Genomic DNA, 25,894 nt, shown 5'->3' on the forward strand with positions numbered 1-25,894 from the left:
TAAATGCCCTTGAGGAAAGCGGAAGCGTGGAAGCGGGATGGGCCGTCAGCCCCTGGCCATGGCGTGGGTCAGGGCGTCGGCCAGCGGGGCGGCGGGGCCCCCCAGCAGCAGATGCAGACGGCCGGAGCCGACGCGCGCCACGCCGCGCAGTCCCAGGGACAGCAGGCGCCCCTCGTCCACGCCTGCGGCGTCGGCGACACCCAGCAACAGGCGGGTGGCGCGGGCCTCCACCGCCTGGACGTTGGCCGTGCCGCCCAGGGCCGCCAGCACGGCGGCGGCGTCGGGCAAGGGTGCCGCGGCCGGCACGGGCGCGGGCTCCTCCGCCGCCACGGCGACGGCAAGCGCGCCGCCGGTCGCCAAATGCCCCACCGGCGTACGGGCCAAGGCCTTGCGGATCTCGCCCGCCACCTGGTCGGCCACGGGCCCCAGCACCACCTGCAGGGCGGTGGCGTTGGGGCGGACCACGCCGCGCGAGCCCAGGGCCGTCAGTGCACTCTCATCCACCGCGCGGTTGTCGGCCAGTACCAGGCGCAGGCGGGTGGTGCAGGCGTCCACGGTGCGGATGTTGCCGGCCCCGCCCAGGGCCACGACGAAGCCGCCGCCCCGGCCCCCCTCGGCCGGCGCCGGGGGGAAACGGCCGCCACCGGCGCATCCTCCCGCCCAAGGGTCTTGAGGTTGAAGCGGCGGATGACGAAGGCGAAGGCGGCGTAATAGACGGCGAAGTAGGCGGCACCCACCGGCAGCAGCAGCAGAGGCCGCGTCGCCTTGCCGAAATTGACGATGTAGTCGACCAGCCCGGCGGAGAAGGTGAAGCCCAGCTTCACCCCCAGCACGTCCATCACCACCATGGCCAGGCCCGTCAGCACGGCGTGCAGGGCATAGAGGGGCGGGGCCACGAACATGAAGGTGAACTCGATGGGCTCGGTCACGCCGGTCAGGAAAGCGGTCAGCGCCATGGATAGCAGCATGCCGCCGATGGCCGCCCGCCGTTCCGGCTTGGCCGCGCGGTACATGGCCAGGCAGGCGGCCGGCAGGCCGAACATCATGACGGGGAAATAGCCGGCCATGAAGCCGCCGGCCGTGGGGTCGCCGGCGAAGAAGCGCTTCAGGTCGCCGGTGGCCCCCTGGTAGTCGCCCAGGATGAACCAGGCGACGTTGTTCAGGATGTGGTGCAGGCCGGTGATGATCAGCACGCGGTTCAACAGGCCGTACAGGAACAGGCCGACGTCACCGGCGGACAGCACGGCGCGGCTGAGCCCGTCCAGGCCCGCCTCCAGCACGGGCCAGCCGAACCCGAAGACCAGCGCCAACCCCAAGCCGGCGAAGCCGGTGGCGATGGGCACGAAGCGGCGGCCGCCGAAGAAGGACAGGAACTCCGGCAGCTTCAATTCGCTGTAGCGGTTGTACAGGCCGCCGGCCAGCAGGCCGGACAGGATGCCGGCCGGCACGCCGATCTTGGCCACCGCCTTGATCTTGTAGCTGGTGGCGGCGGCGTCCAGCGCCGTTCCGGTAAGGCCGGCCACCACCTCGGGCGGCACGCGCACCAGGGCCTGCGCCCCCTGCGTCGCCACCAGGAAGCCGACCACGCCGGCCAGGCCGGCGGCACCGTTGTTCTCCCGCGCCAGGCCCACCGCCACGCCGATGGCGAAGACCAGGCCCAGGTTGGTGAAGATGGCCTCGCCGGCGGCGGCGATGAAGGGGATGCCCAGCAGGTCGGGCTGCCCCAGGCGCAGCAGCAGGCCGGCCACCGGCAGCACGGCGATGGGCAGCATGAGGGCACGGCCCAGCTGCTGTATCAGGGCGAAGCGGTCGCGCATCAGGCGGCTCCCTCGGTGATGGCGACGGCGAGGCCGGCGCGGGCCAGCAGGCTGCGCACGGCGGCGGCGGACTCCTGCGCCAGGGCCTCGGTGGCGAGCGCCACGCACGCGGCCTTGTCCAACGGGCGCAGGGCGGCCTTGATCTCCGGAATGGTGGGCGGCGTGGCCGACAGCTCCGTCACGCCCAGGCCCACCAGCAAAGGGGCCGCGGCCGGGTCGGAGGCCAGCGCGCCGCACACGCCCACCCAGCGGCCGTGCTTGGCCGCCCCCTCCGCCGTCTGGCGGATCAGGCGCAGCACGGCGGGGTGCAGGGCGTCCAGGCGGGCGGCCAGGTCGGGGTTGCCCCGGTCCATGGCCAGCACGTACTGCGTCAGGTCATTGGTGCCGATGGACAGGAAATCGGCCTCGGTGGCGAGCTGGTCGGCCGTCACCGCCGCCGCCGGCGTTTCCACCATGACGCCCAGCTGCACCGGCGGGGCGTGGCCCAGGGCCTCGCGCTCATGGTCCAGCATGTCGCGCACGGCCCGCACCTCATCCAGGGTGGCGACCATGGGCACCATGATGCGGCACTGGCCCACCGGGCGGACGCGCAGGATGGCGCGCAGCTGGGTGCGCAGGATTTCCGGCCGGCGCAGGCCGATGCGCACGCCGCGCAGGCCCAGGATGGGGTTCTCCTCCCGCGGCAGAGGCAAGTAGGGCAAGGGCTTGTCGCCGCCCACGTCCAGGGTGCGGATGATCAGCGGCCGGCCGGCCAGGGCCGTCGCCACCGCCTGGTATTGGGCGGCCTGCTCATCCTCGTCGGGCGCCGTCTGGCGGTCCAGGAACAGGAATTCGGTGCGTAGCAGGCCGCAGCCCTCCGCCCCTTTGGCCACCCCCTTCACCGCGTCAGCCACCTTGCCGACATTGGTGTAGACCTCGATGCGGGTGCCGTCGGCCATGACGCAGTCGGCCGCCGCCGCCTTCAGGTTGGCCTCGGCCAGCACCTTGCGCCGCGCCGTCTCGCGCTCCAGCTTGGCCAGATCGTCGGCCGGCGGCTGCACATGCAGCAGGCCGCGGTCGGCATCCAGGATCAGCCGCGCGTCATCGGGGATGCGCAGCACGGCCGCCCCGCCCGCCACCAGGGCCGGCACGCCCATGGAGGCGGCCAGGATGGCGACATGGCTGGTGGGCCCGCCACGCGCGGTGCAGAAACCCGCCAGGCGGCTGGCGTCCAGGTTGCTGAGCTGGCTGGGCATCAGCTCCTCCGCCACCAGGATGGCGCCTTGGGGCAGGATCACCGGCTGCGGTTCCCGCCCGGCCAGGGCCAGCATGACCTGGCGGCGCAGGTCGATCAGGTCGGCCGCGCGCTCCGCCATGCGCGGGTTGCCCAGGGCGCGCAAGGCGGCGGCGGACCGGTCGGTGGCGGCGCGCCAGGCGGTTCCGGCGGACCCGCCACCGGCGATGGTGGCCCGCGCCTCGTCCAGCAGGTCGGGATCATCCAGGATGGCCAGGTGCGCCTGGAAGATGTCGCGGCGCTGGGTCTGGCGCGTCTCCTCCGCGTGGGCCACGGCGGCGGCCAGGCGGGCGCGCACGCGGTCCAGCGCGGCGGCCAGGGCCGCCTGCTCGGCATCCGCCCCCAGGCCGCTGGCCGGCACCTCCACCTCCTCTTCCTGCAGGCGGAAGGCGCGACCCAGCGCCAGGCCCGGGGCGGCGGTGACGGCGCGGATGACGGCCGTCTCACCGGGGGCGAAGGGCGGCTGGGCCTCCAGCGCCGGCGGTTCGTCGTGCGGCGGCACGGCGGCGCTGGGCAGCGATGGCACGGGCAGCGCCTCGGCAAGCGCCACCGGTTTCTCGCCCAGGCCGGCGGAGATCGCGGCGGCCACGGCGGCCACGGCGGCGGCGGCGTCCTCGCCTTCCGCCAGCACGGTCAGGGCGTCGCCGTGGCGCAGGCCCAGCGCCATGGCGGCCACCGCACTCTTGGCGTTGGCGCGGCGGCCCTGCGCCGCCAGGAAGACGGCGGAGCCATAGGGCTTGGCGGCGGCGGCCAGCACGGCCGAAGGACGGGCGTGCAGGCCGTGCACCAGGGGCAGCACCACCGACTGTTCCGCGCGCGGCACACGCTCCGTGGACGGAGCGCTGGCGGCGCCATCGCCCTGGACCAGCAGGGTCAACAGCACCTCGCCGGCGCGCACCGGCGTGCCGGTCTTGGCCTCCACCACCGTGGTGGCCGGGCCACCGGCGATGATCAGGGGGGTCAGCAGGCTTTTGGCCTCACGGGCCAGCAGGTCCATGTCGAAATCGATCAGCGCGTCGCCGGCGCGCACCACCGCGCCCTCCGCCACGTGGACGGTGAAGCCGCGCCCGCCCAGGGCCACGGTCTCCAGCCCGACGTGCATGAGGATTTCCACGCCGCAATCGGCGCGCAGGGTCACGGCGTGGCGGGCGCGATGGACGGTCAGCACCACGCCGTCGCAGGGGGCCCGCAGGCTGGCGCCGGTCGGGTCCAGGGCCAGCCCCTCCCCCATCATGCGCTGGGCGAAGACGGGATCGGGCACCTCGTCCAGCGGGGTCGCCCATCCGTCCAGCGGGGCCAGCAAGGTGAGCCGCGTCACGTTTGCCGTGCCCGGCGCCGCATCGGCCGGCGCCCCATTTCCCACCATCGAACCGCCCACGCCTTTTCCTCTTTTCCCGGCGCCGCCGGCGCCGTTCCAGACATCAACCCACCCAAAAACGATCAGGCCGGCCGTGGCGGCTGTGACGCCCACCACCCCATCCGGCCTGCCCCGAGGGACCTTGGTGTCGTGCGGGAACGGAGAGCGGGCGAGGCACTGCGCCGTCCATCGCCGTTCCCATCCCCAGCCCGTGGTGCCGACCTAGGCCCCGCATCCCTAAAATCCTCCGCCGTAGCGTCTTATTCCGTCGTCAGCCTCCCCGGGGAAAAGGGGGCCCGGACCGACGCCCGGGCCCTTTCCAAGTTCGGGGAGATCGAGAGCACAATCCAAAGAAAGTACGCCCTCACGGAAACAACCCGCCGTCCGTGACGAACCAGCCGACGGGGCACTGGCGGCGGCCGGGGGCCAGGGGAACGTCCCCTGGGCCGGCCGCCACACACTCATGAACCTCAGTACTTGAAGTGGGCACCGAAGTAGAACTGACGGCCGTTGTCGTAGAGGGCACGCGGCTGATCGGTGTTGTTGGCGTAGTACTTCATCAGCTCGTCCGTGATGTTCAGGGCCGAGAAGGTCAGGCTGATGTAATCGTTGACGGGCACGTTGATGGAGGCGTCCAGGGTGCCGAAGTCATCCTGGTTTTCCAGGGTGCTGCGGTCCAGGCCCACCACGAAGTGCGAGCGGAAGGTGTAGGACAGGTGGGCGCTGATCCAGTCGTTCTCGTAATAACCCGTCAGGTTGTAGGTGTGACGGGAGTTGCCGATCATCGGCGCGCCGCTTTCCTCGGTGCCATAGGCGTAGGTGTAGTTGGCCTGGACGCCGAAGCCGCCGTAGATCGGCTGCTGGATCGCCAGTTCAAAGCCGCGGTTCTTGGCCGAGGTGTTGAACGGGTGGGTCACCTGATAGGTGTGGTTGGCCTTGTAGAAGTCGGAATAGAAGGTCTGCGGCGTGACGCCGTAGGTCACGTACGAGTTCATGTCGTTGTAGAACACGGCGAACGACAGCAAGGACTGCGGGCCGTAGTACCATTCCAGCGACGCGTCGTAGTTGGTGGACTCGATGGGCTTCAGGTCGGGGTTGCCGCCCGAGCCGGAGGAGGCCACGTCGTTCAGGCTGACCGAACCGCCCAGGGCGCTGTAGTCGGGCCGCGCCATGGTCTTGGCCACCGCCAGGTGGGCCACCACGTCGTCCGTCACCTCCAGCTTCAGGTTGGCGCTGGGCAGGACGTTGACGTAGTCGTGGCTGATGTTGGTCGGCACATAGGGCCCGAAGGCGGAGGTGTTGATGGCCCCCGGCGCCCCGGCGGTGGAGGCGAAGTACACCAGGCTGGTCAGGTTGGTGTCGACGAAGCGGACGCCGAAGTTGCCCGACCAGCCGGCGCCGCCGACATTGGCCATGACATAGGCGGCACTGTCGGTCTCCGACACCTTGAAGGAGCCCGGCCAGTAATAGCGCGACGTGCCGTCGGCGCCATTGATGGGGTCGGCGTTGCCGATGCCGTAGGAATTGAAGAACGCCGCGATCTGGTCGTTGGACAGGTTCCATATGTTGCTGAGAACGGGACCGCCCAGGTTGGAACCGAAGCCGGCGGGATAGGTGCCGCTGGACGTGGGCGTGGCCACACCCCAGCCGCCGTTGGCGCAGCAGCCGCCGTCGACCTTGAACTGGGTGTTGCGCTGGTGGGCGCTGACGCGCACGCCGGCCTTCACCGAGTCCCAGATGCCGGACTTGACGTCGTACTTGGCGTCCAACTGGCCGTAATATTCCTGGTCCACCGCCGTCAGCACGTCGGTCCAGGCCCAGCCGGTGGCGTAATTGCCGTTCTGGGTGCCGGTGGGAATGCCGAAATTGACGGTGGCAGGGGCCGACAGGCCGTTCAGGGCGTAGCTGGCCGACGAGGCGGCCACCGCCTCATACGCCGGCTCGGATGGCGTGTCGCCCAGGCCGTAGGTGTAGCCGACCTTGCCGGTGAAGCTCAGGCGGTCGGTCGCCTGATAGGTCAGGTCGGCATCGATGTAGGACGTCTCGGCCGAGGCGCCGGGGCGCGAGATCAGGTCGTAGACGATGGCGTTGGTGACCGAGGGCGTGGTGGCCGAGGTCAGGGTGTGGTTCTTAACGGTGTAGGCGGTGGGCACCGCCTGCTGCGTCGAGAAGATGCTGGAACCCCAGTACATGAAGTTGCGGTTGGAGTTGTCGGCGTCCATGTGGGAGTAGAAGCCGTTGACGTCCACCGTCAGCTTGTCGGTCGGCGTGAATTCCACGTCGATGTCGCCGCCCATGCGCTTGCGCTTCTGCTGGAACAGGGCGGAACCGATCAGGGTGGGGTAATAGACGCCGTTCAGTTCCGGGTGCGCCTTGACGGCGGCGTCGGTGGACTGGAACTGCGAATAGCCCAGGACCTCCTGGCCTTCGCGCTGCACGTCGCGCTCTTCATAGAAGGCCTGCGCCAGGACGCCGAAGGTGTTGGACTTGTTCTTCCACGACACCAGGCCGTTGAACTGGGGCGCCACCTTCTCGGCCATGTCACCGTACACGCCCTCGATGTCGGCGGCGGCGGTGAAGTTTTCCTTAAAGTCCAGCGGCTTGCGGGTGATGATGTCGATGGAGCCGGCGACGCCGCCCTCGACCAGGTCCGCCTGCTGGCTCTTGTACACCAGGGTCTGGGAGACGATTTCCGACGGCAGCAGCGAGAAGCTGACCGAGCGGCCCACGGTGGAGAACTGGTCCAGCAGGAACCAGTCGCCGGTGGCCACGCCATGGCCGTTGATGGTGGTGTTGGTCAGCGAGGGGCTGGAGCCGCGGATGCTGACGCGGTCGGCCTCGTCGAAGCCGCCCTCACCCGAGGCGGCGGATTGGATCATGACGCCGGGCACGCGCTGCAGCGCGTCGGCCACGTTCTTGTCGGGCAGCTTGCCGATGTCCTCGGCGCTGACCACGTCGACCACGGCGGTCTTGTCGCGCTTCACATCAATGCTGTCCTGGATCGACTTGCGGAAGCCCGTTACGACGATTTCGTCCAGGCTGGAGTCCGCCGCCGGGGCGGGCGCGTCGGCCGCATAGGCCGTGGCCGACATGGCCAGCACCGCCACCACGCTGGCGGAACCGCGCAGCATCTTTCTCCCAAATCCCATCAAACCCTCCTCTGGCCCATCTTTTGTGTTTACCGGCGCGGCCAACCGTCAGACCCAACCGACGGCGCCACGCCTGGAACCAGACACCGCCAACCCCCTCTTGCCCGATTGGGGAGCCCACCGGGGCAACCCGGGGTGGCCGTGCGTTCCGGCATATCAGGCATGAGAGGGGGGCGGGGGCGAAAGGCTGGTTCCGGCAGAATGTCGAAAATGACGGCAAAATCGGGGATTTTGACTGTCGGCGCCGATGAAACCTGTAACATTACAATGTATTACTTATGGGCTCGGTGACGCGTTTGGCGGCGCTATATGCGCTCGGCATGCCGCAGGTGCTGTTTCAGCCGGCCCAGGGCCTCGCGCACCCCCTCACGCTCCACGCCCGCGTCGGGGCAATGCCGCAGCACGAATTCGGCCGTGCGCACCACGTCGCGCCAGCGGGGGTTGCGGGGCAGCGTTTCCACCAGCAGGTATTTGTCCAGCGTGCGGGTCTGCAGCGAGCTGCGGTCCATATAGACACGCCACAGCCCGCTTTCCTCCGCCAGCTCGATCTTCCCCTTGCGCTTGGCGTGATGCCAGAAGTCCAGCGCCAGGGTCATGACGTCGACGATGCAGCGGCGGAACTCCTCATTGGCGTCCAGGTCGTTGGCGGGCTCCCCCTCCGGGACCGGCGCGGGGGCCGGCGCCGGGGCGGGCGGCACGTCCATCACCGGTTCGGGCGGGGGCGGCACGGCGGCGACCGGCGGCGGGAGGATGGCGGCCCGCGCGGGCATGGGTGACGGTGCGGGCGCCGGCACTCCGGCCGCCAGGGGTTGCTGGGGCGCGGCGCGACGCGATTGGCGCCAGGTCCAGCCCCCGGCGGCGGCGCTGGTGAGCGCCAGGCCCCAGGTCCACCAACCCAGCCAGCCCGACAAGGCCCAGCCGCTGGACAGCACCTGGAACTGCCAGGGCGACCCCGGCACGCCATACACACCATAAGGGGAGAGGCCGCGGGCGGCGGGCGGCTGGTCCGCCGGGTGCCCGCCGGCATCGATGAGCGCGAAGCCGATGCCATGCCGCGCCAGCGTGCCCAGGCGCCGGTCCACCGTGGCCAATGGCAGGCGGAAGGCCACCACGCCCTCCACCGAGCCATGGCGCACCACCGGCCGGGCCACCAGGATGCCCACGCCCTCGAGTCCGTCGCTGGCGGTGGCGCCGTCCAGATCCTTGGGCGGGGTCACCACCAGCACCTGCGTGGGGTCGTCCACCTTCTGCAGCCGGGCCATGATCTCGCGGAACACCTCGCCCAGGGGGGTGTCGCGGGCATGGGCGTCGTTCAGGTCCTGGCCGAAGGCGCCGTCCTTGCGCAGGCTGTAGACCACGCGGCCCAGCCGATCGATGAGGTAGAGGTCGTTGAAGACGGACGAGCCGATCATGTCCACGAAGCTGGCGTGGAAACGGTCGTGCACCGCCATGTAGGGGGCGAGGGCGGAGGAGGCGCCCTGCTGCTGCGCGTCGCCGGCCGCGAAGGCCGTGCGCAGCAAGGCGGCGGCCCGTTCGGGGTTGGGCGAAATCTGCGCGAAGGCGGAGGCGAAGCCGTAGTAGCGGCCCACGCTGTAACCGATGAAGCTGGTGCTGGAGAAGGCGGCGCTCTGATCGCGGGCGGACTCATACAGGATGCCCAGGTCATGGGCCGCCATGTCGCGGGCGGTGGCAACGGCCGTGTCGGTGCGATCCATGACGGCGTACAGCGCCGTCATCAGCGACAGGCAGAGCAGCACCCCAAGCGTGACGAGGCCGGCCGGCGCCCTGATAGCCCACCTCTCAAACCCGACCACCCCGATCACCCCCTGTCTTTTTGATGGGGACAGGAATACATCCAAATCCACCGACATCACTGTTTTTAAATCGGCTTTACCGGCGCGCGGCTGCGAGCATACCGTCAATTTCGTCAATCCGCAAAGCTGGCCTTGATCGCCGGGGCCCGTCCGCGCTCCCCTGCCGGGGCCCGCGACCGGCCCGCCGAGGCGCGGATTTCCTTGATATTCCGGCTCCGCCATCCACGCCGGCCCGTGCTCTCGCGGGGCCCCGCGCCGGCCCACGCGCCCGCGCCCCCAGCCCCCTCCTGAAAGGTGATGTCCCATGACCCTCAGTACCCGCCAACCGCCGCTCGCCGTCGTCTTCGGGGTACCGGGGCTGGAGATGACGGCCGAGCAGAGGGCCTTCTTCCGCGACGCCGATCCGCTGGGCCTGATCCTGTTCAAGCGCAACTGCGGTACACCCGATCAGGTGCGCCGTCTGTGCGACGATTTCCGCGACGCCGTCGGCCGCGCCGACGCCCCCATCCTGATCGATCATGAGGGCGGACAGCACCAGCGCATGGACCCGCCGGCGTGGCCGGCCTTCCCCCCGCCGGCCCGCATCGGCGCCCTGTACCGCCGCGACCGCCAGGCCGGGCTGGCGGCGGCCCACCTGGATGGCGCCGCCATCGGCAGCCTGCTGCGCCAGCATGGCATTTCCGTCGATTGCGCCCCCCTGGCCGACGTGCCGGCGCCGGGCAGCCACGAGGTCATCGGCGATCGCGCCTTCAGCGACACGCCGGCCGAGGTGGCTGAGCTGGCCGGCGCCTTCATGGCCGGCATGATCGCCGCCGGCGTCACCCCCATCATCAAGCACATCCCCGGCCACGGCCGCGCCATGGTGGACAGCCATGAGCGCCTGCCGGTGGTGGACACCGACCTGGACACCCTGGCCGACAGCGACTTCCTGCCCTTCCGCCGGCTGGCCGCCACCGCCCCTTGGGCCATGGTGGCGCACATCGTGTTCAGCACCGTGGACCCGGCCCGCCCGGCCTCCATCTCCCCCACCGTGGTGGAACAGGTGATCCGGGGCCGCATCGGCTTCGACGGGGTGCTGATTTCCGACTGCATCTATATGGAGGCGCTGGCCGGCACCCTGGCCCAGCGCTGTGCCGCCGTGCTGGCGTCGGGCATCGACATCTGCCTGTCCAGCCATGGCGACGTGGCGGAGTGGCGGCCCATCGCCGCGGCGGCCCGCCCCCTGACGCCCGCCAGCCTGGCGCGCCTGGCCCGCGCGACCGTGCCCGCCAACGGCACCCCCGGCGGCCTGATCGGCGACGTGGCCGCGGCCGCCCGCGACCTGGCCGCACAGCTGGCGTGACGCGCCTTAACGGCGCTCTGACGAAACTGACGAGTTTGCGCCCTGGCCTGGGGCGTCGCGGGCGGCGACAGTGAGGGCGGGACGGCGCGCCGGAGACCGATTAGAGTCGATCAGCGCTTCCGTCAGGGAGCTTGACGGTATCCTTCGATACCCTAGGGGACGGCCTTGATCCGACGTTTCGTTTCCATCACGGGTGTGGCACTGGCGCTGGCCGCCGCGACGGCGGTGGCGGCCCCCCCTGTGACGACGCTCCAGAAGGCGCCCCCGGCGGCGCCCACCACGTCTGACAGCCAGCCGGCCCTGGCGCCGGCGCCCCCGACGACGCTGACGGTGCTGGCCGCCATGTCCAGCGGCTGGGTGCGCAACTTCAACCCGTTCAACGAGACGAGCCGCCTGCCCAGCGTGCGCGAGTTCATCTATGAGCCGCTGGTGGTCTTCAACTCCATGTACGGCGGCCGGCCGGAATACCGCCTGGCCACCGACTACGCCTTCTCCCCCGACCTGTTGAAGCTGACCTTCAAGCTGCGTGACGGGGTGCAATGGTCGGACGGCCAGCCCTTCACCGCCGCCGACGTCGCCTACACCTTCGACCTGCTGCGCCGGTTCAAGGCGCTGGACACGCTGGACATGGGCAACCGCGTCGCCGCCGTGGAGGCGATCGACGCCCACACGGTGGTGTTCACCCTGAAGAAGGTGAACACCAGCATCGTGTTCGAGATCGTGCGCGTGCCCGTGGTGCCGCGCCATGTCTGGTCCAAGGTCGCGGACCCCGTGACCTTCACCAACGACAATCCCATCGGCACCGGCCCCATGACGGAGGTGAGGCGCTTCACCCCGCAGGTCTACGTGCAGTGCCGCAACCCCAATTACTGGGACGGCGCCGACCTGAAGGTCGACTGCATGAGCTTCCCCCAGGTGCGCAACAATGAGCAGTTGCTGACCGCCGCCGCCGAGGGGCGGCTGGACTGGTTCGGCGCCTTCCTGCCGGATATCGAGCGCACCTACGTGGCGGCCGATCCCAAGCATCACCGCTACTGGTTCCCGCCGGGCGGCACGGTCGCCATCGACATCAACCTGAATAGCCCCAGCCGAGGCAACCGCGCCGCCTTCCGCAACGTCAATTTCCGCCGCGCCGTCAGCATGGCGGTGGACCGGCGCGCCATCGTGGACATCGCCGGCTACGGCTATCCCGAGGTCAACGAGTACGCCAGCGGCATCGGCCGCACCTACCAGGACTGGGTGAACCCGGAGGCGGAGCGCCAGTACGGCAAGTTCGCCCATTTCGACAAGAACGGCGCCCAGGCCCTGCTGGCCGAGAGCGGCTTCCGCGACGTCAACGGCGACGGCTACATCGACAATGCCGACGGCAGCCCCATCGCCTTCGACATCCTCGTGCCCACCGGCTGGACCGACTGGGTCAATTCCACGCAGCTGGTGGCGGAAAGCCTGAACGCCCTGGGCCTGAACGTGCGCGTTTCCACCGTGGAGCCGGCGTCCTGGGCGCAGAAGCTGATCAGCGGCGACTACGACATGGCCATCAACGGCCTGTTCCCGGGCGAGACGCCCTACCGCAGCTTCGACACCGGCTTCCATTCCCGCTACAGCGGCAAGACGCGCTTCGCCCCCACCCGCTTCACCGATCCCGACCTGGACAGCGCGCTGGACGCCTTCGTGGCCACCATCGACCCCACGGAGCAGCGGCGCGCCATGGACAAGGTGCAGATGATCGTGGCGGCCAACAGCCCCTACGTGCCGCTGTTCAGCAACCCCACCTGGTACGAATACAACACCCGTCGCTTCAAGGGCTGGTTCAACGCCGACAACCCGGTGGCCCGGCCCGATGTCTTCGACGGCACGCCCGAACGCCTGCTGCACCTGCTGGCGCTGGAACCCGTGAAGGGCCAGTCCGCGGCGGCGGCGCCACCGTCCCCCTCCGCCGGCGGCGGGTGATCCCGCCGCCCCCCGTCAGATGAGACCGGGGCGCTTTCGGGCCGCCCCTCGGACACCCAAGGCCAAGGCTGATATCCCATGTCCTTCCTGCTTCGCCGGGCCGGATTCTATGTCGTCGCCTTCATCGTGGCCGCGACCTTCAACTTCCTGCTGCCGCGGCTCATGCCCGGCAACCCGGTCGACATCATGTTCGCCCAGGCCGGCACCGTGCTGCCGCCGGAAAGCCTGGAAGCGTTGAAGGCCACCTTCGGCTTCGTCGACGGGCCCTGGCCGGTGCAGTTCGGCCGCTACCTCGCCAGCGTCTTCACCTTCGACCTGGGCCTGTCGGTGCGCTTCCACCCGCTGACGGTCAACGCCGTGCTGATGCAGGCCCTGCCCTGGACCCTGCTGCTGGTCCTGACATCCTCCCTCATCGCCTTCCTCCTGGGCTCGGCGCTGGGCGTCCGCGCCGCCTGGCGGCGGGGCGGGGCCTTCGACAGTTTCGGCGCGCCGGCGGCCCTGATGATCCAGGCGGTGCCCCCGCTGGTGACCTCGCTGGTCGCCCTGTTCGTGCTGAGCATCCGGCTGAAGTGGCTGCCCACCGGCTACGCCTGGGCGCCGGAGCTGGACCCCGGCTTCACCCTGGCCTTCATCGGCAGCGTGCTGGTGCACGCGGGCCTGCCCATCCTGACCCTGGTGGTGGCCCAGATCGGCGGCTACCTGGTCACCATGCGCAACAGCATGATCAACCTGCTGGGCGAGGATTACATCACCCTGGCGACGGCCAAGGGCCTGTCGGACGGGCGGGTGCGCTACGCCTACGCCGCGCGCAACGCCCTGCTGCCCACCGTCACCAGCTTCGCCATGACCCTGGGCGCCACCTTCGGCGGGGCGCTGATCACCGAAATCGTCTTCAACTATCCGGGCCTGGGCTACACCCTGTACCAGGGCATCACCGCCCGCGACTATCCCCTGATCCAGGGCCAGCTCATGCTCATGACGCTGGCCATGCTGACGGCGAACTTCGCGGCGGACCTGCTGTGCCTGGCCCTGGATCCCCGTTTGCGGAGGGCCTGAGCGCCATGCGCGCCTTCTTCACCTCGCTTCTCGCCAACCGCAAGGCCAGCGTCGGCGCCGGCATCGTGGCGTTCTTCCTGGCGCTGGCGGTGTTCGGGCCCCTGGTGGCGCCCGCCGGCCCCAACCAGCGCGTGGGCCGCCCGCACGAGGCGCCCAGCGCCGCGCACCTCATGGGCACCACCCGCATGGGCCGCGACGTGCTGGCCCAGACCATCCACGGCACCCGTACCTCGCTGCTGGTGGGCCTGACGGCCGGGCTGATGATCACGGCCATCGGCACCGCCGTGGGCGTCACCGCCGGCTACCTGGGCGGCCGGGTGGATGAGGCGCTGAACCTGATCACCAACGTGGTGCTGGTCATCCCCAACCTGCCCCTGATGCTGGTGCTGGCCGCTTTCATCGGCGCCGCCAGCCCGGCCACCATCGCCTTGATCATCGCCGGCACCGCCTGGGGCTGGGGCGCGCGCGTCACCCGCGCCCAGACCCAAAGCCTGCGCAACCGCGACTACATCCATGCCGCCGAACTGCTGGGCGAGCCCACCTGGCGCATCCTGGCCTGCGAGTTGCTGCCCAACCTGGTCTCCATCATCGGCTTCAACTTCATCGGCAGCGTGCTCTACGCCGTGGTGACGGAGGCGACCCTGGAGTTCCTGGGGCTGGGCGACGCGCTCAAGGTCTCCTGGGGCACCCTGCTGTACAACGCCCAGACCACGTCGGCCTTGCAGGTGGGCGCCTGGTGGGAGGTCGCCTGCCCCTGCCTGGCCCTGGTGCTGTTCGGCAGCGGCCTGTCGCTGATCAACTTCGCCATGGACGAGGTCGCCAACCCCCGCCTGCGCACCCTGCGCCTGAAGCTGAAGCAGGTGACGGCATGAGCGCGCCCTTGCCGCCCCCATCCCCGCTGCCCCAGCCCCTGCTTCAGGTGCGCGGCCTGACGGTCGACTACGCCACGCCGCACGGTGCCACCCGCGCCGTGGACGGCGTGTCCTTCGACCTGGGCGCCGGTGAGGTCATGGGCCTGGCCGGCGAGTCCGGATCGGGCAAGAGCACCTTGGCCTTCGCGATCGCCCGCCTGCACCGTCCGCCGGCCCACATCACTGGCGGCAGCGTCACCCTGGCCGGCACCGACGTGCTGGCCCTGACGCCCAAAGACCTGCGGCAGTGGCGCTGGCGCGAGGTCAGCGTGGTGCTGCAAAGCGCCATGAACGCCCTGAACCCGGTGTTGCGCGTGTCCGACCAGTTCCGCGACATGTTCCGGGCCCACGGTATCACCCACAAGGCGGAGGTGGCGGAGCGCAGCGCCGACCTGTTGCGCCTGGTGGGCATTTCGCCCGATCGGCTGCGCGACCATCCCCACCAGCTCTCCGGCGGCATGCGCCAGCGCCTGGTGATCGCCCTGGCCCTGGCGCTGAAGCCCAAGCTGGTCATCATGGATGAGCCGACGACCGCCCTGGACGTGGTGGTGCAGCGGGAGATCCTGGAACAGGTGGCCGACCTGCGCCGCCGCCTGGGCTTCTCCGTCCTGTTCATCACCCATGACCTGGCGCTGATGAGCCAGTTCTGCGACCGGGTGGGCGTGATGCTGCGGGGCCGGCTGGTGGAGCTGACCACGCCCGCCGCCATCGCGCGGGGTGCCGGGCATCCCTATACCCGCCACCTGTGGGACAGCATCCCGCCGCTGCACCCGGCCGCCCCCGTCCGCGCCCAACCCGACCTGGTGATGCCATGACCGCCCCCGTGCTTCAGACCGAAGGCCTGTCCATGGTTTTCCCCGCCCAAAACGCCCACGGCGGCCACAAGGCCCTGGATGCCGTGGACCTGACCCTGCACCCCGGCCGCGCCCTGGCCCTGGTGGGCGAGTCGGGATCGGGCAAGAGCACCTGCGCCAAGCTGCTGACCCATATGCTGCGGCCCACGTCCGGCCGCATCCTGTTCCAGAATCGCGACGTCACCGGCCTGTCCGGCCGGCGGGCGCTGCTGGACTATCGCCGCGTCGTGCAGATGGTGTTCCAGGACCCCTTCGCCGCCCTGAACCCCGCCCACACCGTGGCCCATCATCTGGCCCGCCCCCTGGCCCTGCACCGGCCGGATCTGGACCGCGCCGGCCGCGACGCCGAGGCACGCGCCCTGCTGACCCAGGTGGAGCTGGACGCCGAAGCCCTGCTGCACCGCTTCCCGCATGAGCTGTCGGGCGGCCAGCGCCAGCGGGTGAACCTGGCCCGCGCCCTGGCGGTGAACCCGGCCGTGATCATCGCCGATGAGCCCACCAGCATGCTGGATGTGTCCATCCGCCTAAGCGTGCTGGACACCTTGCAGCGCCTGAAAGCCGAACGGGGCATCGCGCTGCTGTACATCACCCACGACATCGCCACCGCCCGCTATGTGGCGGAGGAGACGGCGGTGCTGTTCCGGGGCCGCGTGGTGGAATCCGGCCCCACGGGGGCGGTGATCGATAGCCCCCGGCATCCCTACACCCGCCTGCTGCTGTCGGCCGTGCCCGACGCCGGCCGGCCGTTCGACACGGGAGGGTCGCTGATCGGCCGCGCCGACGCCGTGCGGCGCCTGAGCGAAGGGCCCGGGAACCTGGTTTATGTGGGCCCGGGGCACAAGGCCCGGACCGTGGATGAAAGGGTTGCCGCATGAACGCCGCGACGGAAGGCGTGGGCCAGCGCTTCAAGGGCCTGGACACCTGGAGCACGCAGGACGTGCTGGAGGCCCTATGGGCCGGGCAGAGCCGGGCCGTGGCCGCCTGCCTGTCCGCCCTGCCCACCCTGGCGGCGGCGGTGGAGGAGGCCCTGGCCCGGCTGGAGGATGGGGGCGCGCTGGTCTATGTCGGCGCCGGCACCTCCGCCGTGCTGGCGGCGCTGGACGGCCTCGAGCTGGGCCCCACCTTCGGCTGGCCGCGCGACCGCCTGCGCCTGGTGCTGGCCGGCATCTCGGACCTGACCGTCGGCTTCGACGGCGCGATGGAGGATGCCCCGGATGAGGGCGCCCGGCGCCTGGCCGCCACCGGCTGCGGCCCCCGGGACGTGGTCATCGCCGTGTCCGCCGGCGGGCGCAGCGCCTTCGTGGTCGAGGCCCTGGCGGAGGCGGCCCGGCGCGGCGCCCTGACCATCGCCGTAGCCTGCACCGCCACCGCCCCGCTGTTCGATCCCGCCCGCCACCGCGTGGCCGTGGTGACGGGCGATGAAGTGGTTGCGGGGTCCACCCCGCCTGGGCGCCGCCACGGCGCAGAAGGCCGTCCTGAACCTGTTCAGCACCACCCTGATGGTGCGGCTGGGCGCCACCTACGACAACCTCATGGTCAATGTCCGCATCGACAACGTGAAGCTGCGTCAGCGCGCGGCCGGCATGCTGACGCGCATCACGGGTGCCGCGGAAGACGCGGCCCTGGCCGCCCTGGACCGCGCCGGTGGCGACATCAAGACCGCCGCCCTGTTGCTGGCCGGGCACACGCCGGCGGGCGCCGCAGCCGCCCTGGCGCGGTCCGGCGGCCGTCTGCGGCCGGCCCTTGCGGCGCCGCCATCCTGATGTGGTATTTTCCTGGACTTATACCGCCGCGTTTCGTAGCGGGACCGACGGCCCTCACCAATTCGGCGTTAGTGCTTTGTTTCTTATAGTTTATGTGCGTCACTTTGACGGTTTCGGCGGTATTTTCCGGGCAAGGTTGGGCGGCGTGGCCGCCAATCTCACAGCCGGGATTTCTGATCTGGTCCATATTTGGTATTATCACATCTCCAAACAACAGGTCCGGCAATGGGCGACTTTCTCTACATGGGCGTGGATGGCGGTGGCACCGGTTGCCGCGCGCGGCTGACCAACGCCGCCGGCGACCGGCTGGGCGAGGGCCGGGGCGGTCCCGCCAACATCCGGCTGGGCCTGGAGGTCAGCTGGGCGGCCATCCTGGCCGCGTGCGACCAGGCGCTGGCCCAGGCGGGCCTGGGCCGCGACGCCCTGCCCCGCGCCCATGTCGGCCTGGGCCTGGCCGGCATCTGCCGGGCGGAGGATGAGCGCGCGGTGGAGGCCGGCGCCCCCCTGCGCTTCGCCGGCATCAACGCCCGTAACGACGCCCACACCGCCTGCCTGGGCGCCTTCGATGGGGCCGACGGCGCCATCCTGATCGCCGGCACCGGCAGCATCGGCTACGCCCTGGTGGGCGGCATCGGCCGGCCGGTGGGCGGCTGGGGCTTCGAGGTGTCGGACGAGGGCAGCGGCGCCCATCTGGGGCGGGAGGCGGCGCGCGCCGCCCTGCGCGGCCATGACGGCCTGGGGCCGCACACCCCCTTCACCCTGCATGTGCTGACGCGACTGGGGGGTGATCCCGCCGCCGTGGTGGCCTGGGCCGGCATGGCCAGGCCCGGCGACTATGGCACGCTGGCGCCCCTGACCCTGGATTTCGCCGCCGCCGGCGATCCGGTCGCCACCCAGCTGGTGGAGGCCGCCGCCGGCCAGTTGACCGCCCATGTCCGCCGCCTGGTGGAGCTGGGCGCCCCCAAGGTCTGCCTGATGGGCGGCCTGGCCCCGGTGATCGAGCCGTGGATGGCCCCCTGGGCCCGGCGCCTGCTGGTGCCGGCCCGGGGCGACGCGTTGGACGGCGGCCTGCACCTGGCCCGCGCTGCCGCCCGCCACCTGGCGGAGCGCGCCGCATGACGACACACACCGATATCGCCACACAGGAACCATCATGACCGCCGCCGCCCATCCCACCCCGTTGATGGCCATCGAGGCCGCCGAGTCCGGTGCCGCCAGCGCCCGCCAGATCGAGCGCGCCGCCCCCTTGTTCCGTGATCTGGGCGTCCGCCTGCGCGCGCTGAAGCCCAAGGTGGTCATCACCTGCGCCCGGGGCAGCAGCGACCACGCCGCCGCCTACGGCAAGTACCTGATCGAAACCCGGGTGGGCGTTCCGGTCGCCTCCGTCGGGCCGTCCGTCATCTCGCTCTACAACGCGCCGCTGCAGATGGAGGGCGCCCTGTTCGTGGCGGTGTCGCAGTCCGGCCGCAGCCCCGACCTGCTGCGCCTGGCGGAGGCGGCCAAGGCCGGCGGCGCCCTGGTGGTAGGCTTCGTCAACGACGAGACCTCCCCCCTGGCCGAGTTGGCCGACGTCTTCATCCCGCTGTGCGCCGGGCCGGAGAAGAGTGTTGCGGCCACCAAATCCTACCTGACCGCCTGCGTCGCCTTCCTGCAGCTGGTGGCCCATTGGCGGGAGGATGCCGGCCTGCTGGACACGGTGGCCAAGGTCCCCGGCTGGCTGGACGCCGCCGTGGCCCTGGATTGGTACCCCGGCCTGCGCCGGCTGGAGCTGGCCACCGGCCTCTATGTCCTGGGCCGGGGCATCGGCAGTGGGGCGGCCGCCGAAATCGCGCTGAAGTGCAAGGAGACGTCGCGCCTGCATGCCGAGGCCTTCAGCGCCGCCGAGGTGGTGCACGGCCCCTTCGCCCTGGTGGGCCCCGGCTTCCCCATCCTGGCGCTGACCCAGGACGACGTGACGGCGGAGGTGACGCGCGGCACCCTGGCCAAGGCGGCGGGCCTGGGCGCCCCCATCCTGGCCACCGAGACCGGCATCGACGGTGTGGAGGCCCTGCCCGTGGTGGCGGGCCTGCCGGCGGAGGTCGGGCCCCTGGCGGCGGTCGCCAGCTTCTACATGGCCATCCACAAGGTGGCGCGCGCCCGGGGCCTGGACCCCGACGTGCCGCCCAACCTGCGCAAGGTGACGGAGACGGTGTGATGCGGACTTTCTTCCACGGGTGCCCGGTCTTCACCGGCGATCAGACACTGGAGGGCATCGGCGTCCTGGTGGAGGAGGGCCGCGTGCTGGACCTTCTACCCCGGCCGCCGGCCGGCGCCGTGGAGGAAGTGGCCCTGGAGCCCGACAGCCTGTTGGCGCCGGGCTTCGTCGACACCCAGGTGAACGGCGGCGGCGGCGTGCTGTTCAATGAGACGCCGACGGCGGCGGCGGCCCTGGCCATCGCCAGCGCCCACCGCCGCTTCGGCACCACGTCCCTGCTGCCCACCTTCATCACCGACGCCGCCGGCAAGTGGCGCCTGGCGGTGGACGCGGCCGCGGAGGCCGCCCAGGTCCCCGGCGGCGGCGTGGTCGGCATCCATCTGGAAGGCCCCTTCCTGAACATGGAGCGCCGGGGCGTGCATGAGGCCGCCTATGTCCGCGCCCCCACGGACGAGGACATCGCGTTCCTGCTGGGCCTGCCCGCGCGCTTTCCCGGGGGCCGCGTGCTGCTGACGCTGGCGCCCGAAGTGGTTGGTGATGAGACCCTGGCGAGGCTGGCGGAGGCCGGCCTTATCCTGGCCGGCGGCCATTCCGCCGCCACCTACGCCCGCACCGATAGCGCGCTGAACCACGGCCTGACCGGCTTCACCCACCTGTTCAACGCCATGCCCCCCTTGATGAACCGGGAACCGGGTATCGCCGGGGCGGCCCTGTCCAGCCCGCGCGGCTGGTGCGGCGTCATCGCCGACGGCGTGCACGTCCACGGCGCCATGCTGCGCCTGGCCCTGGCGGCCAAGGGGCCCGACCGGGTGTTCCTGGTGACCGACGCCATGTCGCCCACCGGCACCGACGTCGACAGCTTCGAGCTTTACGGCCACACCATCTACCGCCGCGACGGACGGCTGGTGACGGCGGACGGCGTGCTGGCCGGGGCCGACATCGACATGGCGGCGGCCGTGCGCGGGGCCATCCGCCTGATGGGCGTTGCGCCGGAGACGGCCCTGACCATGGCGGCGCGCGTGCCGGCCACCTTCCTGGGGCTGGACGATCTGGGCCGCATCACGCCGGGCGCGCGGGCGGACTTCGTGGAGCTGTCGCAGGCCCTGACCGTGCGGCGGGTGTGGAGCGCCGGCGCGGAACGGTAGGGCCAAAGAAGACGAGCAGGGCCAAGAGCGGGAGAGGGGCAATGAAACGGAATCATTCCGCCGAGGAGATCGCGCAGTGCCTGGCCAAGGCCGACGGCCTGCTGGAGCAGGGGGCGAAGGTGGTGGACGTGGCGCGCATCCTGGGCGTCAGCCGCATGACCTATTATCGCTGGCGCCGCGACCAGGCCCAGGCGCCCGGCGATGCCGACCTGCGTCGCCGCCTGACGCGGCTGGAGGAGGAGAACGCCGCCCTGCGGCGACAGCTGGCGCAACTGACGGCGGGCACCACCGACGCCCAATCCTTGGGCAGTCTCGCCTTCGCCTAAAACGCAGGCGAATCCCCCCTCCCCCACACCTTGGTTTCCTGGGCATACTGGCCCCGAATGCGAAACGGGGCCGAAACGGGGGCAAGGGGCATGGCGACGGACGGGGCCGGGCTGAGCAAAAGCCTGGGCGGGTGGCATCTCTGGGGCATCGCCGTCGGGCTGGTGATCTCCGGCGAGTATTTCGGGTGGAGCTATGGCTGGGCCCAGGCCGGCACGCTGGGCTTCCTCGCCACCACCATCTTGGTGGCGGTGCTGTACACCACCTTCATCTTCAGCTTCACCGAACTGACCACCGCCATCCCGCACGCCGGCGGCCCCTTCGCCTACAGCCATCGCGCCTTCGGGCCGCTGGGCGGCTTCATCGCTGGCTACGCCACGCTGATCGAGTTCGTCTTCGCCCCGCCGGCCATCGCCCTGGCCATCGGCGCCTACCTCAATGTCCAGTTCCCCGGTCTGAGCCCCAAGCTGGCGGCCGTGGGCGCCTATGGCGTCTTCGCCGCCCTGAACATCGCCGGCGTCACCATCGCCGCCACGTTCGAGCTGTGTGTCACCTTGCTGGCCATCGCCGAGCTGCTGGTGTTCATGGGCGTGGTGTCGCCAGGCTTCACCTGGGGCCACTTCGCCGCCCACGGCTGGTCGGGCGACGCCGGCCCCCTTTCGGCCCCGGCCCTGGGCGGCATCTTCGCCGCCATCCCCTTCGCCATCTGGTTCTTCCTGGCCATCGAGGGCGCGGCCATGGCGGCGGAAGAGGCCAAGGACCCGGCGCGCACCATCCCCCGCGCCTACATCGCCGGCATCCTGACCCTGGTCGCGCTCGCCTTCGGCACGATGGTGCTGGCGGGCGGGGTGGGCGACTGGCGCGACCTGGCCAACATCAACGACCCCCTGCCCCAGGCCATGAAGGCGGTGGTGGGGGCGGACAGCGGCTGGCTGCACATGCTGGTGTGGATCGGCCTGTTCGGCCTGGTGGCCAGCTTCCACGGCATCATCATGGGCTATTCCCGCCAGATCTTCGCATTGGCCCGCGCGGGCTTCCTGCCGGCGGGCCTGAGCCGCCTGCATCCCACGCGGCGCACGCCGCATTGGGCCATCCTGGCGGGTGCCGTGGTGGGCATCGCCGCCATCTTTTCCGATGAGGTGCTGGCCTTCGGCGGCCAGCCGCTGACGGCCAACATCGTCACCCTGTCGGTGTTCGGCGCCATCGTCATGTACATCATCAGCATGGCCAGCCTGTTCCGCCTGCGCCGTATGGCGCCGGACATGGAGCGCCCCTTCCGGGCGCCGGGATACCCCCTGGTACCGGCCGTGGCGCTGGGCCTGGCCTGCCTGTGCCTGGCGGCGATGATCTATTACAATCTGGTGCTGTTCGGGGTTTTCGTGGCCCTGCTGGCCCTGGGTTGGCTGTACTGCCGCCTGACCGTCCTTCGTCGGCAGGGGGCGGCCGTGCGGCCCGTGACTGAAACCAGCCTGTAGAAAGATGAATGGCCCGGGCGAAGGCGCCCGGGCCGCTTCATTGCCGTCTTGACACGCTGTCGGCGTCAGCGCGCCAGCATGCTGTTGGTGATGCCCGGGGTGGGCACCTCCAGGTCGGGGCGGCCCAGGCGGCCGGCCATCTCGGCGCGCACCACCTTCAGCCGTTCCAGATATTCCTCGGCCTCGTCACCGGCGGTATCGGTCAAAATCAGGCTGTCGCTGCTCCACCGTTCGATCAGGGGATCCAGGTCGGCGATGCGCTCCTGCAGGATGCGGGCGTACGCGGCGCTCTGGTTCGTGCTCATGGCTTTCCTCCTGCTGTGATGCGTCTCTCAAGCCTTTCAAACGCGGGGAAGATCGGCAACGGGGCAATGGTTCAAGGCCCCTACGCCGAAAGCCCGTAACGCCCCCAGCTCCTATGCGGTCCGACTAGGTGCGGCCGGCTACGTCCGGCGGACGATCCTGGCCAGGGGGCGATGACCTATGGCGGACGTCCCACCCCCTCCCGGTGCCTTTCACGGCGGCCCGTCATAGCGAATGACCTGCCGTGTGATTATTGAAGATCACGCCCCAAGAAATTTCAATATAAGATGGGAAATTCATAGTATTTGTTGGATGATGAATGATGCATCCGGTCAATCAACAGCGCCACAAATCTTATGAGGACCTGGCGGCGCTGGGCATCGGCACGCTGCTCGTCTCGCTGGGGACCGTCCTGTACGCCAAGGCGACGCTGCTGGTGGGCAGCATCGCCGGCTTGGCGCTGCTGTTGCATTATGTGACCGACCAGGGCTTCTGGATGTTCTTCTTCGTGCTGAACCTGCCCTTCTACGTCCTGGCCTGGCGGCGCATGGGCTGGCGCTTCACCGCGCGGACCTTCGCCGCCGTTTGTCTGGTGACGGTGGAAACGCGGCTGACGCCCGGTTGGGTGGATTTCGCCCTGCTGAACCCGGTCTACGCGGCGTTGGCCGGCGGGGGGTTGATCGGCACCGGCCTGCTGATCCTGTTCCGCCACCGCATCGGCCTGGGCGGCATCAACATCCTGGCGTTGTACCTGCAGGAACGCTTCGGCATCCGCGCCGGTTATGTCCAGCTGGGCCTGGACGCGGCCATCCTGGCGGCCGCCTGCTTCGTGCTGACGCCCCAGCGCCTGGCCCTGTCGGTCATGGGCGCGGTTGTCGCCAACATGATCGTGGCCATGAACCACCGCGCCGACCGCTACCTGGGCCTGACCGCCGACCCGGCGCGCTGACGATTGGCCAGCCGTGCGGACGCCGGGCGCAAAACCACCCGGCCCCGCGTCCGCCACCGGGGCGGAGCGCGGGTGACGGGAATTTCCCTGCCGCCGCTAACGGACCGTCATGCCGTCGGCGACCTGGGAGGCTGTGCGGCCGTCCAGATCCGGCCGCGTCATGCGGCTGACCAGGTCGGCCCGCAACTCCTTGAGACGGTCCACAAATTCCTCAGCCTCGTCATGGGCGGCGCCGCTCAGCAGGAAATGCCCGCTGGTCCACCGGTCGATGAGGGGGTCGAGATCCGCGATGTGCTCCCTCAAAACGAGGGAATAGGTGCTGTACTGGGTCATGGGACACCTCCACCTTGATAGTCCCATGAAAATCCCGGGCGACTTCCTCCGCAACTGTTCTCTGGTATTGGTCCACCTATTTGACGCACATCAAGTAATCGGCACGAGTATTTATCTGATAAAGCAGATGGATCGCCAAACCATGCCCTCAGCCACCGGCATCGATCACCGTGGGCCGCCAGCCCGAGGGGCGGCTCAGGGGACGCAAATCCACATCCAGCCGCCGCGGCCGGTCCAACGCCTTGGAGAACAGCCAGCCTTGGCCCAGGGCGCACCCCAGGCCGCGCAGGCGCAGCATCTGCTCCGGTGTCTCCACATGCTCGGCGATGGCGGTGACGCCCAAGCCCCGGCACAGGGCCAGCATGCCGGTCACGATGGCCTCCTCCCGCTTGTTCACGCACATTTTGGCGATGAAGCTGCCGTCCAGCTTCACATGGTCGAAGTCCAGCGCGCGGATATAGGTGAACGAGGCCATGCCCACGCCGAAATCGTCCAGGCAGAGGGGATGGCCCAGGCGGCGCACGGCCGCCAGCACGTTCCGCGCCCTGTCCAGATCGCCCAGGTTGCCGGTTTCCGTCACCTCGAACATCAGGCGGCCGGACAGGCCGGGCTGGGTCTTCAGCTGGGCCAGCAACGATTGCATGAACAGGTCGGAGCCGACGGACACGGCCGATAGGTTCACCGCCAGGATGATGTCCGCAGGCGCCGTTTCCAGCTCGCGCATCGCCAGGCTGCACACCAGCATGTCCACGTCGTTGATGACGCCCAGCTCTTCCGCCAGGGTGATGACGGAACCGGGGCGGTCGCCATTGAAGCGGCTTAGCACCTCCAGATGGTGCATGCGCCCGGTCTTGAGATCGACGATGGGCTCAAACACCAGGGAGAGGCGGTTGCCGCCCAGATCGTCGCGCAGGCGGGCCAGGCAACCCACCGCGTCCTGGACGAAGCCAGCCGCGGCCGACTGGCCCGACAGCATGTCCACCGCGCCAGCACCCGCCTCGGCGAAGCGGCGCAGGGCGTGCAGCAGCAGGCGCGACCGGTCGGCGCGGCTGAGACCGAAGCTGTTGCTGTCCAGGGTGCGGGCGTCCACCTCCAGCGGCTGGTCCAGGCCCAGGTCGGCGGCGACGCGGGCGATGTCGCGGGTGATCTGCTCCGCCAGGCTGGCGGTGGCCATGACGCCGAAGCGGTGGTCGGCCACGCGGCCGGCCACGGCCCCGCCATGCTGGCGGAAGACGGCCCCGATCTCCGTCATCAGCTGGCCGTCCGCCTCGGCCGTGAGGCGGGTGCGGACGTCGGCCAGGTTGTTCATCTCCAGCAAGGTCAAGGCGCCGCAGGCCGGCGGCTCCACGCCACCGGGGGCGAAGTTGACGGCCGCCGCCTGGGCGAAGGCGGCCGGGGTCAGCAACTCGGTCGCGGGATCGACATCCTGGGGCGCCGGCAACGCCGCCGCGCCGGCGGCCAGCTGACAGAAGGTTACGCTCACCAAGGGGCTGCCCTGCATGCGGTAGGCGGCCAGGGCGCAGACCACCTCCCGCCCGTCGCGCCGCCGCAGGCGCACCGGCCGGGGGCTGCCGCGGCCATTGTCGCCCAGGGCGCCCAGCACGCGGCGCACCAGGGCGCGGTCGGCCGGCGCCAGCAGGTCCGCCAGCGCGCGGCCCGCCAGTTCGGCGTCGCTGTGGCCGGTCAGCGCCAGGGCGGCACCGGCGGCGAACTGCACCGCGCCGTCGCCATCCACCTCCATCAGCAGGTCGGCGTTGGCGAAGGCGAATCCCAGATACCGCTGAATCCGCTTCATACTCACTGCTTCCCGGGCGAAAGGGCGCAAGGGTGGCCCCATGCGCCGCATCCTGGTCCCGGCATGTTTAACATCGCGTGAAGGGCGGTA

21 protein-coding genes and 1 pseudogene are annotated in these 25,894 nt (G+C 70.4%); 14 read left to right on the plus strand and 8 right to left on the minus strand.

Annotation, left to right across the window (positions count from 1 at the left end; all coding sequences use genetic code 11):
- Positions 1–45: 45 nt before the first annotated feature.
- The 5 genes from UAJ10_RS09110 to UAJ10_RS09130 form a co-directional block, all read right to left on the minus strand.
- On the minus strand, positions 46–588 hold the full coding sequence (locus UAJ10_RS09110; protein WP_322915073.1) for a PTS transporter subunit EIIB: 543 nt from the start codon (positions 586–588) through the stop codon (positions 46–48).
- A complete protein-coding gene (locus tag UAJ10_RS09115; RefSeq protein WP_322915074.1) occupies positions 486–1,817 on the minus strand; it encodes a PTS transporter subunit EIIC in 1,332 nt (443 codons plus the stop codon). The genes UAJ10_RS09110 and UAJ10_RS09115 overlap by 103 nt, the downstream gene beginning before the upstream one ends.
- Positions 1,817–4,468 carry a phosphoenolpyruvate--protein phosphotransferase gene (ptsP, locus tag UAJ10_RS09120; protein WP_322915075.1) on the minus strand — a complete coding sequence of 884 codons (2,652 nt, stop codon included), beginning with the start codon at positions 4,466–4,468 and terminating at the stop codon, positions 1,817–1,819. The genes UAJ10_RS09115 and ptsP overlap by 1 nt, the downstream gene beginning before the upstream one ends.
- A gap of 449 nt (positions 4,469–4,917) precedes the next feature.
- Positions 4,918–7,578 (minus strand): TonB-dependent receptor, encoded by a 2,661-nt coding sequence (locus UAJ10_RS09125; RefSeq protein ID WP_322915076.1) that lies wholly within the window; start codon positions 7,576–7,578, stop codon positions 4,918–4,920.
- A gap of 323 nt (positions 7,579–7,901) precedes the next feature.
- The gene (locus UAJ10_RS09130; RefSeq protein ID WP_322915077.1) at positions 7,902–9,353 is read right to left on the minus strand and encodes a hypothetical protein; all 1,452 of its coding nucleotides are present in this window, start codon (positions 9,351–9,353) and stop codon (positions 7,902–7,904) included.
- A gap of 361 nt (positions 9,354–9,714) precedes the next feature.
- On the opposite strand from UAJ10_RS09130, the gene nagZ reads away from it, so the two are divergent.
- The 13 genes and pseudogenes from nagZ to eat all read left to right on the plus strand — a co-directional run bounded on the left by nagZ (position 9,715) and on the right by eat (position 22,424).
- Complete coding sequence (gene nagZ, locus UAJ10_RS09135; RefSeq protein WP_322915078.1) at positions 9,715–10,752, plus strand: beta-N-acetylhexosaminidase; 1,038 nt, start codon at positions 9,715–9,717, stop codon at positions 10,750–10,752.
- A 165-nt stretch (positions 10,753–10,917) separates the two neighbouring features.
- A complete protein-coding gene (locus UAJ10_RS09140) occupies positions 10,918–12,702 on the plus strand; it encodes an ABC transporter substrate-binding protein (protein ID WP_322915079.1) in 1,785 nt (594 codons plus the stop codon).
- Between the two features lie 78 nt (positions 12,703–12,780).
- Positions 12,781–13,758 carry an ABC transporter permease gene (locus UAJ10_RS09145; RefSeq protein WP_322915080.1) on the plus strand — a complete coding sequence of 326 codons (978 nt, stop codon included), beginning with the start codon at positions 12,781–12,783 and terminating at the stop codon, positions 13,756–13,758.
- 5 nt (positions 13,759–13,763) lie between these two features.
- Positions 13,764–14,630, plus strand: coding sequence for an ABC transporter permease (locus UAJ10_RS09150; RefSeq protein WP_322915081.1), 867 nt, complete (start codon positions 13,764–13,766; stop codon positions 14,628–14,630).
- Complete coding sequence (locus UAJ10_RS09155; protein ID WP_322915082.1) at positions 14,627–15,484, plus strand: ABC transporter ATP-binding protein; 858 nt, start codon at positions 14,627–14,629, stop codon at positions 15,482–15,484. Before UAJ10_RS09150 ends, UAJ10_RS09155 begins: the two co-directional genes overlap by 4 nt.
- Positions 15,481–16,398, plus strand: coding sequence for an ABC transporter ATP-binding protein (locus tag UAJ10_RS09160; protein ID WP_322915083.1), 918 nt, complete (start codon positions 15,481–15,483; stop codon positions 16,396–16,398). Before UAJ10_RS09155 ends, UAJ10_RS09160 begins: the two co-directional genes overlap by 4 nt.
- Positions 16,395–16,898, plus strand: a pseudogene (locus UAJ10_RS29855) (SIS domain-containing protein); the annotation flags it as partial. The gene UAJ10_RS09160 and the pseudogene UAJ10_RS29855, both read left to right, overlap by 4 nt.
- 43 nt (positions 16,899–16,941) lie before the next feature.
- Positions 16,942–17,286 (plus strand): hypothetical protein, encoded by a 345-nt coding sequence (locus tag UAJ10_RS09165; protein ID WP_322915084.1) that lies wholly within the window; start codon positions 16,942–16,944, stop codon positions 17,284–17,286.
- A 225-nt stretch (positions 17,287–17,511) separates the two neighbouring features.
- Positions 17,512–18,405 (plus strand): glucosamine kinase nucleotide-binding domain-containing protein, encoded by an 894-nt coding sequence (locus UAJ10_RS09170; RefSeq protein WP_322915085.1) that lies wholly within the window; start codon positions 17,512–17,514, stop codon positions 18,403–18,405.
- Positions 18,406–18,439: 34 nt separating this feature from the next.
- Positions 18,440–19,480: an SIS domain-containing protein gene (locus UAJ10_RS09175; RefSeq protein ID WP_322915086.1), complete on the plus strand. Its 1,041-nt coding sequence runs from the start codon at positions 18,440–18,442 to the stop codon at positions 19,478–19,480.
- Positions 19,480–20,625, plus strand: a complete 1,146-nt coding sequence (gene nagA, locus UAJ10_RS09180) for an N-acetylglucosamine-6-phosphate deacetylase (RefSeq protein ID WP_322915087.1) — start codon at positions 19,480–19,482, stop codon at positions 20,623–20,625. The genes UAJ10_RS09175 and nagA overlap by 1 nt, the downstream gene beginning before the upstream one ends.
- Positions 20,626–20,666: 41 nt before the next feature.
- Entirely contained in the window at positions 20,667–20,951 is a 285-nt protein-coding gene (locus tag UAJ10_RS09185) for a transposase (protein ID WP_322915088.1), read from the plus strand.
- Between the two features lie 90 nt (positions 20,952–21,041).
- Entirely contained in the window at positions 21,042–22,424 is a 1,383-nt protein-coding gene (gene eat, locus UAJ10_RS09190) for an ethanolamine permease (protein WP_322915089.1), read from the plus strand.
- A 65-nt stretch (positions 22,425–22,489) separates the two neighbouring features.
- Here the strand turns inward: eat and UAJ10_RS09195 are convergent, their stop codons facing one another.
- The gene (locus UAJ10_RS09195; RefSeq protein ID WP_040846647.1) at positions 22,490–22,729 is read right to left on the minus strand and encodes a hypothetical protein; all 240 of its coding nucleotides are present in this window, start codon (positions 22,727–22,729) and stop codon (positions 22,490–22,492) included.
- A gap of 317 nt (positions 22,730–23,046) precedes the next feature.
- Here UAJ10_RS09195 and UAJ10_RS09200 point away from each other — a divergent pair, with 317 nt between their 5' ends.
- Positions 23,047–23,676, plus strand: a complete 630-nt coding sequence (locus UAJ10_RS09200) for a YitT family protein (protein ID WP_322915090.1) — start codon at positions 23,047–23,049, stop codon at positions 23,674–23,676.
- A gap of 96 nt (positions 23,677–23,772) precedes the next feature.
- Here the strand turns inward: UAJ10_RS09200 and UAJ10_RS09205 are convergent, their stop codons facing one another.
- Positions 23,773–24,009 (minus strand): hypothetical protein, encoded by a 237-nt coding sequence (locus UAJ10_RS09205; protein WP_322915091.1) that lies wholly within the window; start codon positions 24,007–24,009, stop codon positions 23,773–23,775.
- Between the two features lie 148 nt (positions 24,010–24,157).
- Positions 24,158–25,804 (minus strand): EAL domain-containing protein, encoded by a 1,647-nt coding sequence (locus UAJ10_RS09210; protein WP_322915092.1) that lies wholly within the window; start codon positions 25,802–25,804, stop codon positions 24,158–24,160.
- Between the last annotated feature and the right edge of the window lie 90 nt (positions 25,805–25,894).

The organism is Nitrospirillum guaranorum, from assembly GCF_034653275.1.
In the GTDB taxonomy this organism is placed as follows: Bacteria; Pseudomonadota; Alphaproteobacteria; order Azospirillales; family Azospirillaceae; genus Nitrospirillum.

Coding starts and splice junctions, on each gene's coding strand:
- UAJ10_RS09115 (WP_322915074.1), bottom strand. CDS start 1,817: ATGCGCGACCGCTTCGCCCTGATACAGCAGCTGGGCCGTGCCCTCATG.
- UAJ10_RS09125 (WP_322915076.1), bottom strand. CDS start 7,578: ATGCTGCGCGGTTCCGCCAGCGTGGTGGCGGTGCTGGCCATGTCGGCC.
- nagZ (WP_322915078.1), top strand. CDS start 9,715: ATGACCCTCAGTACCCGCCAACCGCCGCTCGCCGTCGTCTTCGGGGTA.
- UAJ10_RS09145 (WP_322915080.1), top strand. CDS start 12,781: ATGTCCTTCCTGCTTCGCCGGGCCGGATTCTATGTCGTCGCCTTCATC.
- UAJ10_RS09150 (WP_322915081.1), top strand. CDS start 13,764: ATGCGCGCCTTCTTCACCTCGCTTCTCGCCAACCGCAAGGCCAGCGTC.
- UAJ10_RS09155 (WP_322915082.1), top strand. CDS start 14,627: ATGAGCGCGCCCTTGCCGCCCCCATCCCCGCTGCCCCAGCCCCTGCTT.
- UAJ10_RS09160 (WP_322915083.1), top strand. CDS start 15,481: ATGACCGCCCCCGTGCTTCAGACCGAAGGCCTGTCCATGGTTTTCCCC.
- UAJ10_RS09165 (WP_322915084.1), top strand. CDS start 16,942: ATGAAGTGGTTGCGGGGTCCACCCCGCCTGGGCGCCGCCACGGCGCAG.
- UAJ10_RS09170 (WP_322915085.1), top strand. CDS start 17,512: ATGGGCGACTTTCTCTACATGGGCGTGGATGGCGGTGGCACCGGTTGC.
- UAJ10_RS09175 (WP_322915086.1), top strand. CDS start 18,440: ATGACCGCCGCCGCCCATCCCACCCCGTTGATGGCCATCGAGGCCGCC.
- nagA (WP_322915087.1), top strand. CDS start 19,480: ATGCGGACTTTCTTCCACGGGTGCCCGGTCTTCACCGGCGATCAGACA.
- UAJ10_RS09185 (WP_322915088.1), top strand. CDS start 20,667: ATGAAACGGAATCATTCCGCCGAGGAGATCGCGCAGTGCCTGGCCAAG.
- eat (WP_322915089.1), top strand. CDS start 21,042: ATGGCGACGGACGGGGCCGGGCTGAGCAAAAGCCTGGGCGGGTGGCAT.
- UAJ10_RS09195 (WP_040846647.1), bottom strand. CDS start 22,729: ATGAGCACGAACCAGAGCGCCGCGTACGCCCGCATCCTGCAGGAGCGC.
- UAJ10_RS09200 (WP_322915090.1), top strand. CDS start 23,047: ATGATGCATCCGGTCAATCAACAGCGCCACAAATCTTATGAGGACCTG.
- UAJ10_RS09205 (WP_322915091.1), bottom strand. CDS start 24,009: ATGACCCAGTACAGCACCTATTCCCTCGTTTTGAGGGAGCACATCGCG.
- UAJ10_RS09210 (WP_322915092.1), bottom strand. CDS start 25,804: ATGAAGCGGATTCAGCGGTATCTGGGATTCGCCTTCGCCAACGCCGAC.